Here is a 15,107-nt window from a genome sequence, read left to right as displayed (position 1 = left end):
TCCTCGGCCAGCCCGCGCGTCTACATGCAGGCGTCGAACAGGGCGCGGGTGTTTTCCCGGGTCATCTCGACCGGGTTTCCGCCGCAGGACGGATCCTCCAATGCCATTTCGGTCAGTTCGTCCAGCCGGTCCCGCTCCACGCCCAGCTCGGTGAGGTTCGCGGGAATGGCCAGTTCGGCGCGCAGTTCCATCACCCGGGCGCGGAAGCCGTCGAAACCGCCCCGGATACCCAGGTAGTCCGCCGCCCGGCCCAAACGGTCCTCGATGGCGGGGCGGTTGAAATCCAGCACCACCGGCATGACCACGGCATTGGTCGTGCGTGATGGGTGCCATAGATTGCGCCGACCGGATGGCTCAGCGAATGAATCGCGCCCAACCCCTTCTGGAAGGCAACCGCGCCCATGGCCGCGGCGCTCATCATCTGGGCGCGGGCCTCGATATCGTCGGGGGTGGCATAGGCGCGGGGCAGGTATTCATTGACCAGCCGCAGCCCTTCCAGCGCGATCCCCTGGCTCATCGGGTGGTAATGGGGCGAGCAGAATGCCTCGAGGCAATGCGCGAAAGCGTCCATGCCGGTGCCAGCGGTGATGGGTTTCGGCATGCCGATGGTCAGTTCCGGATCGCAGATGGTGACGGCGGGCAGCAGTTTCGGATGGAAGATGATCTTCTTCTTGTGGGTTTCCGAATTGGTCAGCACCCCCGCGCGCCCGACCTCGGATCCGGTTCCCGCCGTGGTCGGCACGGCAATGATCGGCGCGATCCTCGATGCATCGGCGCGGGTCCACCAGTCGCCGACATCCTCCAGGTCCCAAACCGGGATGGATTGTCCGACCATCAGCGCGACCATCTTGCCCAGATCCAGCGCCGAGCCGCCGCCGAAACAGATCACCCCGTCATGATCGCCCGCCTTGTAGGCGGCGATGCCCTCGGCCATGTTGCGCTCGTTCGGATTCGGATCGACCTGCGCGAAAACCGCCCGACCCAATCCCGCCGCCTCAAGGATGTCCAGCGCCTGCGCGGTGATCGGCAGCCCGGCCAGCGCCCTGTCGGTGACCAGTAGCGGGCGGGCCATGCCCACGGATTTGCAATGATCGGCCAGTTCGCGGATGCGTCCGGCCCCGAATTTGATCGTGGTGGGATAGGACCAGTTCGCCTGTAACGTCATGTCGTCACCTTTTTCAAATGATAGGATTTCGGCCGGGTCACGGCCAGGTAACCAAGCGAGGACAGTGCCGCGCCCCGGCCGGTATCCTTGCAACCCGTCCAGCACAGCGCCGGGTCCAGGTAGTCGCAGCGATTCATGAAGACGGTGCCGGTTTCCAGCCTCGCGCCGATCTTTTCCGCCGCCTGCGCGTCACCCGTCCAGATCGAGGCCGTCAGCCCGTAATCGCAATCATTCATCAGCGCCACGGCCTGATCGTCATCCGCGACCGGCATGATGCCGACGACCGGGCCAAAGCTTTCCTCGCGCATGATCCGCATGTCATGGGTCACGCCGGTCAGGATCTGCGGGGCCAGATAGGCGCCGCCGTCATCCTCGGGGTAGGCGGCGGGATCGATCAGCGGCGTGGCGCCCCTGTCCACGGCCTCGGCGATCTGCTCGCGGATCAGCTCGGCAAAGCGGCGCTGCGCCATCGGACCCATGGTGGTGTCCGGGTCATGGGGATTGCCAAGCTTCTGCCGCAGCACCCATGCCGTGGCCCTCTCGACGAAACCGTCATAGAGGCTCTCATGGACATAGATCCGCTCGATCCCGCAGCAGCACTGACCGGAATTGAACATCGCCCCGTCCATCAACCCCTCGACCGCGGCATCCAGATCGGCATCCTCGCGGACATAGCCCGGATCCTTGCCGCCCAGCTCCAGCCCGGTGGCGGTGAATGTCCCTGCCGCCGCCCGCTCGATCGCCTGACCGCCCCGGACCGAGCCGGTGAAATTCACAAAGCCGAAACTGCGCGCCGCGATCAGTTCCTCGGTGGTCTGATGGTCGAGCACGAGGTTCTGGAACACCCCGTCGGGCACGCCGCCCCGTTCCATCGCCTGCGCGATGCGCTCGCCGACCAGCAGCGTCTGCGAGGCATGTTTCAGGATCACCGCGTTTCCGGCGATCAGGGCGGGCACGACGGTATTGATCGCGGTCATGAACGGATAGTTCCACGGCGCGATGACAAACACGGTGCCGACGGGTTCGCGGCGGATCTCTCGGGTGAAGCTGTCGCTCTCCTCGATCACCGTGGGGGCCAGGGCTTCGGGCGCGATCCGGGCCATGTATTCGGCACGCTCGTTCATGCCGCCGAATTCGCCGCCATAGCGGGTGGGGCGGCCCATCTGGTCGGCGAGTTCGCCGACGACTTCCCCTTTCATCGCGTTCAGGGCGGCGATTCCGGCATCAACCCTGGCGATCCGCTCGGCCAGCGGCAAGGCGGCCCATTCAGGCTGCGCGGCATGGGCCGAGGAGACAGCCTGCCGCGCCTCTGCCGCGCTCAGCACCGGGCGTTCGACAAAAATCGAGCCGTCTACCGGCGAAATCAGTTTGATTGTCTTTGACATCCTGTCCTCTTCTGGCCGGTTTTGCGGCGTTTCAGGCCCGTTCGAAACCGCGCGCGACTTCCCAATCGGTGACGACGCGGTTCTGTTCTTCCAATTCCCAATGCGCGGCGCGGACGTAATGGTCGACGACATCATCGCCGAACGCGGTGCGCAGCATATCGGACGCGTCCAGCGCCTTGGCCGCATCGGCAAGCGTGCCGGGGATCTGGCGGGCATTCTCGGCGGCATAGGCGTCGCCGGTGAATTCCGGCTCCAGTTCCATGCCCTTTTCCACACCGTCCAGCCCTGCCGCCAGCAATGCCGCGCAGGCGAGATAAGGGTTCAGATCCGCCCCGCCGATCCGGCATTCGACGCGCAGGCCCCCGGTCCCGCCACCGCAGACCCGGAATCCGGCCGTGCGATTGTCCATCGACCAGATCGCCTTGGTGGGGGCGAACATGCCGGTGACAAAGCGCTTGTAGCTGTTGACATAGGGGGCAAGGAAAAAGGTCAGTCCCTCGGCATGGGCAAGCTGCCCGGCCATGTAGCTGCGCATCAGCCCGGACATGCCCTGCTGTGCCTGCGGATCGAAAAAGGCATTGGCGCCATCCCTGAACAGCGATTGATGCACATGGCTGGATGAGCCCGCCCGCTCATGCGAGTATTTCGCCATGAAACAGGCCGACTGGCCATGCGCCTGCGCGATCTCCTTGGTGGCGGACTTGACCAGCACATGCATGTCGGCCGTGTCCATGGCATCGGAATATTTCACGTTGATCTCGTGCTGCCCCGCCTCGGCCTCGCCCTTGGAGTTCTCGACCGGAATACCTGCGCCATAAAGCCCGTTGCGCAGGTCGCGCATCACCGGCTCGTCGGCGAAAGTGCCGGTCAGCGCGTAATCGACATTGTAGCGCGCGGTCGGCAGCAGATCGCGATAGCCGCTGTCGAAAAGCGATTTGTAATCATTGGCGAACAGGAAGAATTCCAGTTCTGTCGCCATCATCGGCGCAAAGCCCATCGCCTCGGCCCGCTGAACCTGGCGGCGAAGGATGTTGCGCGGGGCGTGCTGCACCGGCTCATGCGTGTGGTGATCATGCAGATCCACCATGCAAAAGGCGGTACCCGGCGCCCATGGCAGGCGGCGCAGCGTCGACAGATCGGGCTTCATCACGTAATCGCCGTAACCCGCCGCCCAGCTCGATGCCTTGTAGCCCGGCACCGTGACCATCTCGGCATCGGTGGCGAGCAGGTAATTGCAGCAATGCGTCTCGTCGGGGTTCTCCAGGAAATGCGCGGCATGGAAACGCTTGCCCATCAAACGCCCCTGCATATCCACCAAAGCCACCGCCACGGTATCGATCTCGCCGGCATCCACGGCGGCTTTCAGCGCGTCAAAGCTCAGATTGGCAGGCATCGCGGCACTCCTGTTCGGGCCTTCTCACTTCCGGGAGCGCAACCACAATGCCCGCGCCCCTTCTTCTTCACGCAAATATCCTCGGGGGGTCCGGGGGGGGCAGACAGCCCCCCGGCCATCGCGGGACGCAATAACCGCTTGCCCCGGTTGCGGCACATCCGGCCAACACAAATCACGAATAACGATAGGGCGGGCCCGCCTCGCGCATGGCGTCGTTATATTCCCTGATCTTGGCGACGACCTTGGCCTTGACCTCGGATTCAGAGGCCACCTCTTCCCAGAACTCCTTGGCGGCCTCTTCGACCTGGTCCCATTCCTCGGCGGGGATGGTGGTCAGTTTCATCTTGTCGCCGGTCACGCGCAGATTAGCCTCGCCCGACCAGTACCAGTGCTGGCGATAATAATGCGACTGGTCGAACACCGCCTTCATCAGCTCCTTCAGATGTTCGGGCACCTCGTCCCACCGTTCCTGGTTGGCGAAGAAATGGCCGATCCATGCGCCCGAGATGCTGTTGGTCAGGAAATGCCCGGTCGCCTCGGCCCATCCGACGGTGTAATCCTCGGTGATCCCGCTCCATGCGACGCCGTCCAGCTCGCCCGTCTGCAGCGCCACCTCGATATCTTCCCATGGCAGGGTGACGGGAACGACACCGAACTTGGACAGGAACCGCCCGGCAGTGGGGAAGGTGAAGACGCGCTTGCCCTGCAGATCGGCAAGGCTGTTGATCGGCTGCTTGGTGGCGAAATTGCACGGATCCCATGATCCGGCCGAGATATGCTGGATACCCTGCTTGGCGTATTCCTCCTTCCAGATCTCGTCCAGCCCGTGATGGTTGAACAGCGCCGGCACATCCAGAGAATAGCGTAGCGCAAAGGGGAAATAGCCGCCGAACACCGTCACCTCGGTCGGCGAGGCCATGCTGTCATCGTCGGATTGCACCGCGTCGATGGTGCCGTTCTGCATGGCGCGGAACAGTTCGGGCGTGGGAACAAGCTGATCGGCATAGAACAGCTCGATCTCCATCTGGCCATTGGCGATCTTGTTGAAGGCGTCGATGGCGGGCTTGCAGACATGCTCGCCCAAAGCCGCGCCCGCATAGGTCTGCATCCGCCATTTCAGCGGCGCGCCCTGCGCGACTGCGGGGGTTGCCAGCGCTCCGGCGCCCGCAACCGCCGCGCCACTTGCGAGGAATTTCCGTCTTGTCGTCGTCATTGTCATTCTCCCTGTTGGTTATTGTCCGTAGATCGAGTTCGGCAGCCACATGGCGATGCCCGGAAAAGCGATCACCAGCGCCAGGGTCACCGCCATCAGGACCACGAAGGGCAGCACCGAGCGATAGATCACCCCAAGGGTGAAGTCCTTCGGCGCCATGGCCCGCATCAGGAACAGGTTATAGCCGAAGGGCGGGGTCAGATAGGCGATCTGGCAGGTGATCGTATAGAGGATCCCATACCAGATCAGGTCGAACCCGAGCGTGCGCGCCATGGTCACATAGATCGGTGCGACGATGACCAGCATGGCGGTATCGTCGAGGAACATTCCCATGACCAGGAAGGACGCCTGCATCAGCAGCAGCACCTGCAACGGGCTCAGGCCCATTTCCTGCAGGAACAGGTTCTCGATCGCGCGGCCCGCGCCAAGGCCGTCGAACACCGCGCCAAAGCTCAGCGCCGCGGTGATGATCAGCATGAACATGCAGGTGATGGCCAGTGTTTGCCTTGTGGCGGTCTCGAAGACCTCGCGGGTGAAGCGCCGCTTGATGATGGCGGCGATCACGGCAGACAGCGCCCCGATCACGCTGCTTTCGGTCAGCGAGGTCCAGCCCTTGACGAAGGGGATCATCATCGCCGCGAAGATCACCAGCGGCAGGAACCCGGCGCGCAGCAGGCGGATGCGTTCGCCCCATGTGATCTGGTCACGTTCCTCGGGCGGCATCGGCGGGGCGAGCGAAGGATTCAGCCAGGTCCGGATAAGGATATAGACGACGAACAGCGCCGCCATCAGCAATCCGGGTCCGATCCCCGCCAGCCAAAGCTGGCTGACCGGCTGGCGCGCGATCAGCGAATACAGGACCAGCACCACCGAGGGCGGGATCAGGATACCAAGGCTGGAGCCCGCCTGGATCACGCCCGAGATCATCGGCTTGTCGTAATTGTGCCGGATCAGCTCGGGCAGGGCGATGGTCGCCCCGATGGCCATGCCCGCCACCGACAGCCCGTTCATGGCCGAGATCATCACCATCAGCAGGATGGTCCCGATGGCAAGCCCGCCCGGCATCGGGCCGAACCAGACATGGAACATGCGGTAAAGATCCTCGGCCAGCCGCGATTCCGACATCACGTAGCCCATGAAGACGAACATCGGCAGCGTCAGCAGCGCGTTCCAGCGCATCACCTTCATCACCGCCGAGAAGCCCATATCGGTCCCGCCCGGTCCCCACAGGACCAGCGCGGCGACCACGGCGACGAAGCCGATCGCGCCGAAGACCCGCTGCCCGGTGATCATCATCAGCAGCATGGTCGAGAACATCAGGATGGCGATCCATTCATGGCTCATCGGTCGACGGCCCCCTTGAACGGATGCGGGATCTCGACGCCGCGCAGCGTGGCGATGTCACGGATCAGGTGGGCAATGGCCTGCAGGATCATCAGGGCGAAGGCCAGCGTGATGATCATCTTGATCGGCCACAGATAGGGCCGCCACGCGCTTGGCGCGCGTTCTCCGATCTGCAGGCTGTAGGCGGTCGAGTCGATCGCGCCCCACAGCATCACGCCGAGGTAGAACAGCAGGCAGAAGATGGTGAACAGGTCCCAGATCGCCTGCCTTCGCGCGGACATCCGGGCGTAGAGCAGGTCCATCCGGACATTGGCGCCAAGCTGCATCGAATAGGGCGCGCCCAGCAGGTAATAGGCGACCAGCGTGAATTGCGCCACTTCCAGCGTCCACAGCGACGGCACCTTGAGGATCTTGGTGATCGAGGACCACAGCAGGACCGCCATGATCGCGAACAGCATATACATCGCAAAGCGGCCAAGGCGGTAATTCAGCGCTTCGATCCTGCGGACATATGCAATGGCCCAGTTCGGCATCATGCGACCTCCTCGATGGCGGCTTGCAGCACCGGGGCGAGGCGTTCGGCCATGCCGGCCTGCGATCCGGCAAGCAGGTCGTTGCGGATTTCCAGCATGACACTGGCCAGGCCCATCGGCGTGGCATGACGGGCAAGGGTATGCGTCACGCCATCCGCGGCGCTGTAGGGTTCGTTGAGGCGGGTTGTCAGCCCGGTGTCGCGGGTCAGGATGGCGCGGGCAAGCCGGTCATCGGCATCATGCAGGATGCCGAACTCGACCTCTCGCGCCTGGCCGAAATAGATCCGGGTGAAACTGTGGACGGTGACCAGGACCGGGCGCTGACCGGCCGCCAGCCGCCGCGCCAGCAGCGCAGAGAGCGCCGCGTGAAAGGGAATATAGATCGCATCGGTCCGGCGCAGCCGCTCTTCGGCGGAAATGTCCTGATTGCCGGGGATGTCATGGGCTTCGCTGCGCTCGGGCATGGCCGCCGGGGAATGCGGCGGACGGTTCAGGTCAAGGATCAGCCGCGACGCGGTGCCGTGGATCAGCGGTGCGCCAAGCCGCCTTGCCAGTTCCCGCGCCAGCCCCAGGGCACCGGGATCCCACGCGATATGCGCCTGCCTTTGCCCCTCGCTCAATCCCAGCCCGTCCCATGGGGGCGGGAAATCGTTCGAGGCATGTTCGCAGACCAGCACGGCGGGGCCGGGCGCATTCCCGCCTTCGATCGCGTAATGGGCTGCGTGTTCAGGCATCCATGGTCTCCTCTGCAGTCAGGCTGTGACAGGCGACCCGATTCTGTCAATATCTTTTCAGGTTGCTGAATCGCTGTTACGATCATTACGATGGCGGATGGGACAATCTGCCCAAGGGACGATCAGATGACCGAGAACAACCCACCGCCCGCAGAGTTGATCGAGGATCGCCTGGCCCGTCATTTCGAGACGCTCACCCCGTCCGAGCGGATGCTGGCCAGCCATCTGACGCGGCATTACCCGGTCGCCGGGCTGGGCTCGATGCCACAGCTCGCGAAAGAGGCGGGGGTATCGACCCCGACGGTGCTGCGGCTGGTGCAGAAGCTGGGCTTCCGTGGCTATCCCGAGTTCCAGGCCCAGTTGCGCGCCGAGGTCGAGGCGCGGCTGGAATCGCCGCTGGCAAAGCGCGCGCGCTGGAGCGACGGGGTGCCGCAGACCCATATGCTGAACCGTTTCGCCGATGCGGTGCTGACCAATCTTTCGGTGACACTGGGGCGGATCGATCATGCCGAATTCGATGCTTGTGCCGCCATGCTGGCCGATCAGCAGCGCAATATCTTCGTGACCGGCGGGCGGATCACCCATGCGCTTGCCGATTATCTGGTGACCCAGCTTGGCATCGTGCGGCCCGGCGTATCGCTTTTGCCGCCGCTGTCGAATGCCTGGCCGCCGGCGCTGCTGGATCTGCGCCCCGGCGACGTGATGGTCGTCTTCGATATTCGCCGCTACGAGAATTCCATCCTTGAGCTGGCCGAGCTTGCCGCCGAAAGCGGGGCCGAGATCGTGCTGATGACCGATCCCTGGGTCAGCCCGGTCGCCGCCCATGCGAAGTTCCGCTTTTCCGCCCAGATCGAGGTTCCCTCGGCATGGGATTCCTCGGTCGCGATGCTGGTGCTGCTCGAAACCCTGCTGGCGGCGGTGCAGGAACGGACATGGCCGGAAACCGAGGCGCGCATGAAGCGGTTGGAAAAACTGTACGAGAATACCCGGCTGTTCCGGCGGGGACGGTCAGGCGAGGGACGGGCGGGCCGCTCTGCCATGCAGCGAAACGCGCCGCGTCCCAAGCAATGCTGACGCATTCCTGCCGGTGGGGCAGGTGGCCGCTTTCGCTGAAACGCGCTGTTTCGTCCTTATAGGGGCGAGGACATGAAAGCGGGAACGGGCCTGCCATCGGCGAGACAGTTCATGAATGCATCCGCCGTATCCAGCGCCTCGCGGATCGTGACATCCATGTCGAGATAGCGATAGGTTCCCAAGCGGCCCACGAAGGTCACCCGCTCCGTCGCGGTGGCCTTGGCGACATAATCTGCCAGCAGGGCTTTTTCCTCGACCAGCCGGATCGGGTAATAGGGAATGTCCTCGGGCGTCGCCGCCCGGCTGTATTCGCGATAGCAGACGCTTTGCTCATGGGTTTCCCAAGGCGAGAAATGCTTGTGTTCGGTGATGCGCGTGTAGGGCACGTCCCGATCCCCGTAATTCATCACCGCACAGCCCTGGTAATCGCCCTGATAGGTGAAGCGCTCGAAGTCCAGGGTGCGATATCCCAACCGGCCGAGCGCGTAGTCGAAATATCCGTCCAGGGGGCCGGACCAGAAGACATGATCCGCCTTGGCGGCCATTTCCGCCGCGTAAGGGGTCGACAGTTCGACCGTGATACCGGGATGATCGAGGATCGCCTCGATCATCGGCGTATAGCCGTCGCGCGGCATCCCCTGGAACCGGTGGAAGAAGTAGTTGTCGTCATAGTTGAAACGCACCGGCAGGCGCTTGAGGATCGAGGCCGGCAACTCGGTCGGCGAACAGCCCCATTGCTTTTCGGTATAGCCCTTGAAGAAGGCCTCGTAGAGGTCGCGGCCAACGAAACGCAGCGCCTGTTCCTCGAAGGTCTGGGGATCGGTGATCGAGGTATCGGCCTGCGCCGCGATGAAGGCTTTCGCCTCTTCGGGGCGCATGGTCTTGCCGAAGAACTGATTGATGGTCAGAAGATTGATCGGCAGCGAATAGACGCCACCCCGAGCCTGGGCCTTCACCCGGTTCTGGAAGGGAAGGAACTCGGTGAACCCGTTGACATAATTCCACACCTCCTCGTCATCCGTGTGGAAGATATGCGGGCCGTAGACATGCATCATCACCCCGGTCTCGGCATCGCGTTCGGTATGACAATTGCCACCGATATGGTTGCGGCTGTCAACTATCCTGCAGGAATGTCCCGCCTCGGCAAGCCTGCGTCCAATCACTGCGCCGGATAGCCCGGCCCCTATCAGAAGTATCTGCATTCCCTCGATTCAACTCTCTTTTTCGAAACCGGTCCCCGCGGATCACCCCTCTCTATCGAGCGTTGGCGAAACATGACAAGCTCTTTGTCCGCTGCCGGCGGATTCCCGTGGGGCCGGTTCGTGTCTTCAACCGGCGGGTTGTTCCATATTGCTCAGGTGCCGCTCGATCGCCTCTTCGAGATCTTCGTAATAGTGCAGCCTTCCATTCTCCAGCACCGCGCCCGCCTGACAGATCTGGCGCAGCATCCTCATCGAATGAGAGACGACGATGGCGCCGGCATCCTTCATCCGCGCGTTGAAAACCTGGTTCGACTTGACCTTGAAGGCCGCATCGCCCACCGCCGAGACCTCGTCAACCAGGTAGGTGTCGAAAGGCACCGCCATCGATACGCCAAAGGCCAGCCGCGCCTTCATCCCCGAGGAATATGTGCGGGTCGGCAGGTTGAAGTGATCCCCCAATTCGGCGAAGTCCCGGACGAACGCGACCATCTCGTCGGTATCGACACCGTAAATGCGCGCGACGAAGCGGCAGTTCTGCTCGCCGGTCAGCTCGCGGTTGAAGGAGCCCGCGAACCCCACTGGCCAACTGATCGTGCCATCCGACAGGATGTCTCCGGAGGTCGGAAGCATCTCGCCCGATATCATTCGCAGGAGCGAAGATTTTCCGGCGCCGTTGCGGCCCAGCAATGCGACCGAGACGCCGGTCGGAAAGACCGCGTTGATATTGTCGGCGACAGTCTTGCGGCGACCATTCAGGACATAGGCCTTGGTAAGGTTCCGCAGCTGGATCATCGCCGATCCCGCAGGCTGTAGAAGATCAACACGCCGATGACCCAGATCACCAGCAGGAAGCCGCTGAGGATCATCATCAGCTTGGCCCGTTCCGGGTATTCCGCCTCTTGCGCCAGGGTCGGCTTGACATAGGCGGCAAGATAGCGGGACTGACGGGAGGCTTCGGCGCGCGCGGTATCATAGGCGGCCAGCGCCGCAGTATATGTGTTCTCGGCGAACTGGCGATCGACGGCGAGGGATTCATACTGGCCGACAACTTCGGACAAGGCTTCGCCGGTCGCGGTTTCCGAGCTGAATTTTTGCCGCTCCGACTCGATCTGTTCGCGGATGACCTTGATGCGCAGCTCGACCTGCTCGATGCGCGGATCGCCGGGCTGGGCATTCGCCTGCAACGTGCCAAGCTGAACCAGTGCTTCGGCCAATTGCTGCTGCAACGAGGTCAGAAGGCCGACCTGGCTTTGCACATCGGCGGCCGGATCGACCAACTGGTAGCGGTTGCGGAATTCGGATACCGCCTGGCGCGCCGCTTTCAGCCGTTCCAGCGCCTTTTCCAATTCGATCCGCGAGTATTTCAGCGCGTCCTCCCGGGCAACGTCGTTCAACTGGTTGATCAGAAGCGTGCTTTCCTCGTAGATCGCCTGTGCGATGTCATGGGCGTCCTGGGCATCGAAAGCCAGCACCCTGAGATCGATCATCCCGTTGTCGTAATAGACCTGGACCTTGCGATCCCATTCGTTCAGCAAATCCTCGAGCGTCGCATTGCCGGTATAGGAGAAAAAGGGATCGTTCGGGGCCTTTGACCATATCGCGCGCAGATCCAGGCGGGCATCCACCCGGGCGACCAGATCATGGCTCTGGATGAATTTGTAGAGAATATCGGTGTCGCTGCTGGAACTGCTCGTGATTCCGACCAGCGAGGTGATCCCGCCCAGCAATTCGCTCGAACTCGGGCTGGATTCGCTGCGAACCGAGAATCCCAGATATGACGCATATTGATCGGCGGCCCGTGTCCACAGATACAGGGCCGAAACCGCGACGGGCGTCAATACGCACAAGACGAAGCTGCAGGCGAGCACGATATGCCGAAGTTGCAGCCGGGCCTTCTCGGCGGTTGGCTTAACTTCCGGCAAGGGCGCGGGTTGCCGCCGTTTAGGGCGCTTGACCTGAACCGGATCGGCCGTTCCGCGCGGTCTCCTTTTGCCAAGTGCCTGGCTCTTGTTGTTTCCGGCAGCTTCTTGATCCGGGTTCTGGCCGTCTTCCACCTTAGCCCCTTTACTACTTTGCGTTTCCGTCGGTTGCCGCCGGAACGGCGATGACCGCTTCACGTATTTGTGCCATTCTGTCGGCCCCCTGCTTGCCGCATGTTTCCGCTGCGGTTTTCCTGCCGAGCATGTGCGAGGGCCTCCGGAACGCCTGTTGATCTCTGCGCGAGTGTCATACATAAGCCAGCATGACAGTTCCAGCGTTGATCCGTAATAGGATCGTGACCCTGCAAGGCGATAAACCTCGAACAGATGCCCCATTCCACCGACCCGATCCCCGAGGCTGACCTGCGGCCGGTTCACGAACAACGGAGTTTTGCCAGCCTGCGTTCCATCGGCGCGCTGATTTTGCGCGAGATGTCAACCACCAACGGGCGATCGGCGAATGGTTATCTCTGGGCCGTGGCCGAGCCTGCCGGCGGCATCATTCTCCTTACGATCATTTTTTCCCTGGGATTCCGCTCGCCACCGATAGGCACGAATTTCGCGATCTTCTATGCGACGGGCCTGGTCCCGTTCATGTTCTACATGGCCCTGGCGGCGAAGGTCGCGGCATCCATACAGTACTCCAAGTCGCTTCTGGCTTATCCGGCGGTCACCTTCATGGATGCGCTGCTGGCCCGGCTCGTGTTCAACACGGTGACGCAGATACTGGTCTCCTATATCGTTTTCGCGGGTGTCTACTTCACGATGGAGACGCGAACCGATCCGCAGATCGTGGAAATCGCCCTGTCGCTTTCCATGGCTTTCGTGATCGCGGCCGGGATCGGGGTCATGAACTGCTTTCTTTTCGAGGCATTCCCGTGGTGGAGGTTCGCCTGGTCCATCCTGACGCGGCCATTGTTCCTGGCGTCCTGCATCTTCTTCATCTTCGACGACATTCCAGAGCCGTTCCAGGACTACCTGTGGTTCAACCCGCTGGTCCATGTCATCGGGCAGATGCGCAAGGCATTCTACCCGTCCTATATGGGCGACTACGTGAGTCCGGTTTACGTGTTCGGCGTTGGATTGGCGCTGACGGCCTTCGGGCTGGCGCTGCTGGTCCGTTATCACCGGGATTTGTTGAACAGCTGAGCGCTGTGTGGCACCCTTTGCCGGTTCGTTTGATGATCCGGAAGATGGCCGGACGGCTTGCCGGGCACGGGGCGGGCAGTTGGTGGGCATGTTCCCTTTTCCATGCTCCTTGCCTTGCGGGGCCGGAGGTTCGCAGGAGCCGGAGATCACGGAAAAGTCAACTCATGGCCGAAGAGGGTTTCCCGCTGAAATACAGCGAAACTTTGCGCATTGCTCACAAAAGGGTGTCCATCCAGCTTTTCCTTTCAAGGACGCTCCATTACACCCCCGATTGAAAAGGCGGGGCCAGAACGAGGGAAGTCACATATGCACGTCACATCTGCCTTGTCCGCCGATGCGTCACCGGAAGCGCCTGACCGCCTGCATGCCGAGATATCGGATGTCATTGATATCTACCGGCTCCTGTATCCGTCCCAGCATCTGCATTTCCTTTTCTACGAGGGCGATGATCCGGTCTGGGGAAAGCCCAGGATCATCGAGGGCGAATTGACCCTGACGCCCGAACATCTGCGTCCCGAATACCTGGGACGTCTCGAATGCCCCGGCACAGATGAAACTGCTGCCGTCGTCACCATCCTCATCTCGGTTCCCCGCGCCCCGTTACCCAATGAAATCAAGCAGCAAGACCCAGATTGGGTCCCGTTCAAGGGATTGAGGGCCCTCTTCGGGCTTTGTCCGATTTGCTATGAGGAGATCCGCTACAAGGTCGAGATGGCCAGGAAGCGGCGCATGAAACAGCGGCACAGCCATGTCAGCCTGCCTCTCGGCAAGGGATCCCGGCTGTTGCCGCAACCGCAGGAACCGGCTTCCGACAAGCGCCCGGCCATATTGATCGGCGCGCATTGGCTAGAGATCGGGGGGGCGGAGAAACTGGCTCTCGATTCCGTGAAATGGGCTGTCGAGGCCGGATTGAGGGTCTTCGTGGTGGCCGGGGTCGCCTCGTTGCAGCGCCTTGCGACGAAACTTCCCGACAGTTCCGATGTCACCTTCATCCGGCTTGACCGCTATCTGCCCAGGGATCGGTGGCCCCGCTATGTCGAGAACCTGGTGCTGGCCGAGAACATCCGGCTGATCCATATTCACCATTGCCATGCCCTGTATGACACCTTGCCGCAGATTCGGGCAAAAGCTCCCTGGGTAAAGGTGATCGACAGCACCCATATCATCGAGCATAACGACGGTGGATATCCGCGAATTTCGCTCGTGTGGTCGAACTATGTCGATATCCATCACGTCATCAGTCGCCGGTTGATCGATTATCATCGCGACAATGCCGGGAGGCTGAGCAAGGTGGTTCTGGGCCGGATGCTGGAGCATCGGAACCGGGACGTCTCCCTGCCTCCGATCGCCATGCAGACCGGGCAGAAGACCCTGGATGTCTGCTTTATCGGGCGGCTCTATTACCAGAAACGTCCGATCGTCCTGGTCGAGATCCTGCGCGCGCTGGTGGCCTGGGCTCAAAAGGCCGATGTGGAGCTGCGCGGCACCATCGTCGGGGAGGGGCCGTTCCAGAGCGCCATGACGCGGCTGATGCAGCACTATGGGTTGGGCGACATGTTCACCATGCAGCCCGCCGATTGCGATATTCCGGCGATCCTCGACGGCTCGGACATCCTGCTGCTGCCGTCGAACAATGAAGGGCTGGCGCTGGTCTGCTATGAGGCGATCGAGCATGGCTGCATCCCGATCTCGACCGATATCGGCGCGCAGGGCGAGATCGTCCCGGCTGATCTTCTCCTGCCTCTGGCCCCTAGGGCAGCGGTTCGCGCGAGCGTGGACATCGTCGACAGGTTATGGCGCGACAAGGATTTTCTCGCACGCCAGAAGGACGCGCTGCACAGGGCGTGGTCAGAACTTGCCGCAGAGCCGACGGCTCGGGATGTCTTGACGGCTCATTACCGCGCTGCAACAGAAACTTCGCCGAAACAATAGGCAG

12 protein-coding genes and 1 pseudogene are annotated in these 15,107 nt (G+C 62.3%); 3 read left to right on the top strand and 10 right to left on the bottom strand.

The features are described from left to right. Positions 1 to 20 precede the first annotated feature (20 nt). The 7 genes and pseudogenes from A7A09_RS19710 to A7A09_RS19680 all read right to left on the bottom strand — a co-directional run bounded on the left by A7A09_RS19710 (position 21) and on the right by A7A09_RS19680 (position 7,767). Positions 21 to 1,165, bottom strand: a pseudogene (locus A7A09_RS19710) (iron-containing alcohol dehydrogenase). Beyond that, positions 1,162 to 2,550 (bottom strand): aldehyde dehydrogenase family protein, encoded by a 1,389-nt coding sequence (locus A7A09_RS19705; RefSeq protein ID WP_106692992.1) that lies wholly within the window; start codon positions 2,548 to 2,550, stop codon positions 1,162 to 1,164. Before A7A09_RS19705 ends, A7A09_RS19710 begins: the two are co-directional and overlap by 4 nt. Before the next feature lie 31 nt (positions 2,551 to 2,581). Continuing rightward, entirely contained in the window at positions 2,582 to 3,943 is a 1,362-nt protein-coding gene (locus A7A09_RS19700) for a glutamine synthetase family protein (protein ID WP_106692991.1), read from the bottom strand. A 172-nt stretch (positions 3,944 to 4,115) separates the two neighbouring features. Then, positions 4,116 to 5,156 (bottom strand): TRAP transporter substrate-binding protein, encoded by a 1,041-nt coding sequence (locus A7A09_RS19695; RefSeq protein ID WP_106692990.1) that lies wholly within the window; start codon positions 5,154 to 5,156, stop codon positions 4,116 to 4,118. Between the two features lie 18 nt (positions 5,157 to 5,174). Next, entirely contained in the window at positions 5,175 to 6,500 is a 1,326-nt protein-coding gene (locus tag A7A09_RS19690; protein ID WP_106692989.1) for a TRAP transporter large permease, read from the bottom strand. Next, on the bottom strand, positions 6,497 to 7,033 hold the full coding sequence (locus A7A09_RS19685) for a TRAP transporter small permease subunit (protein ID WP_106693016.1): 537 nt from the start codon (positions 7,031 to 7,033) through the stop codon (positions 6,497 to 6,499). Before A7A09_RS19685 ends, A7A09_RS19690 begins: the two co-directional genes overlap by 4 nt. Then, on the bottom strand, positions 7,033 to 7,767 hold the full coding sequence (locus tag A7A09_RS19680) for an N-formylglutamate amidohydrolase (protein ID WP_106692988.1): 735 nt from the start codon (positions 7,765 to 7,767) through the stop codon (positions 7,033 to 7,035). Before A7A09_RS19680 ends, A7A09_RS19685 begins: the two co-directional genes overlap by 1 nt. Positions 7,768 to 7,893: 126 nt before the next feature. Here A7A09_RS19680 and A7A09_RS19675 point away from each other — a divergent pair, with 126 nt between their 5' ends. Further along, positions 7,894 to 8,841 (top strand): MurR/RpiR family transcriptional regulator, encoded by a 948-nt coding sequence (locus tag A7A09_RS19675; RefSeq protein ID WP_106692987.1) that lies wholly within the window; start codon positions 7,894 to 7,896, stop codon positions 8,839 to 8,841. A gap of 56 nt (positions 8,842 to 8,897) precedes the next feature. Here the strand turns inward: A7A09_RS19675 and glf are convergent, their stop codons facing one another. The 3 genes from glf to A7A09_RS19660 all read right to left on the bottom strand — a co-directional run bounded on the left by glf (position 8,898) and on the right by A7A09_RS19660 (position 11,965). Next, positions 8,898 to 10,043 (bottom strand): UDP-galactopyranose mutase, encoded by a 1,146-nt coding sequence (glf, locus tag A7A09_RS19670; RefSeq protein ID WP_106692986.1) that lies wholly within the window; start codon positions 10,041 to 10,043, stop codon positions 8,898 to 8,900. 126 nt (positions 10,044 to 10,169) lie between these two features. Next, complete coding sequence (locus tag A7A09_RS19665) at positions 10,170 to 10,835, bottom strand: ABC transporter ATP-binding protein (protein ID WP_106692985.1); 666 nt, start codon at positions 10,833 to 10,835, stop codon at positions 10,170 to 10,172. Next, on the bottom strand, positions 10,832 to 11,965 hold the full coding sequence (locus A7A09_RS19660; RefSeq protein ID WP_148043730.1) for a KpsE/RkpR family capsule polysaccharide export protein: 1,134 nt from the start codon (positions 11,963 to 11,965) through the stop codon (positions 10,832 to 10,834). Before A7A09_RS19660 ends, A7A09_RS19665 begins: the two co-directional genes overlap by 4 nt. 384 nt (positions 11,966 to 12,349) lie before the next feature. On the opposite strand from A7A09_RS19660, the gene A7A09_RS19655 reads away from it, so the two are divergent. Continuing rightward, positions 12,350 to 13,171 carry an ABC transporter permease gene (locus tag A7A09_RS19655; RefSeq protein WP_106692983.1) on the top strand — a complete coding sequence of 274 codons (822 nt, stop codon included), beginning with the start codon at positions 12,350 to 12,352 and terminating at the stop codon, positions 13,169 to 13,171. Between the two features lie 306 nt (positions 13,172 to 13,477). Then, complete coding sequence (locus tag A7A09_RS19650) at positions 13,478 to 15,103, top strand: glycosyltransferase (protein WP_106692982.1); 1,626 nt, start codon at positions 13,478 to 13,480, stop codon at positions 15,101 to 15,103. Positions 15,104 to 15,107 lie beyond the last annotated feature (4 nt).

The sequence above is a fragment of the Paracoccus methylarcula genome, from assembly GCF_003007735.2.
GTDB lineage: Bacteria > Pseudomonadota > Alphaproteobacteria > Rhodobacterales > Rhodobacteraceae > Paracoccus > Paracoccus methylarcula.
This window is presented reverse-complemented; position numbering and strand designations above follow the sequence as displayed.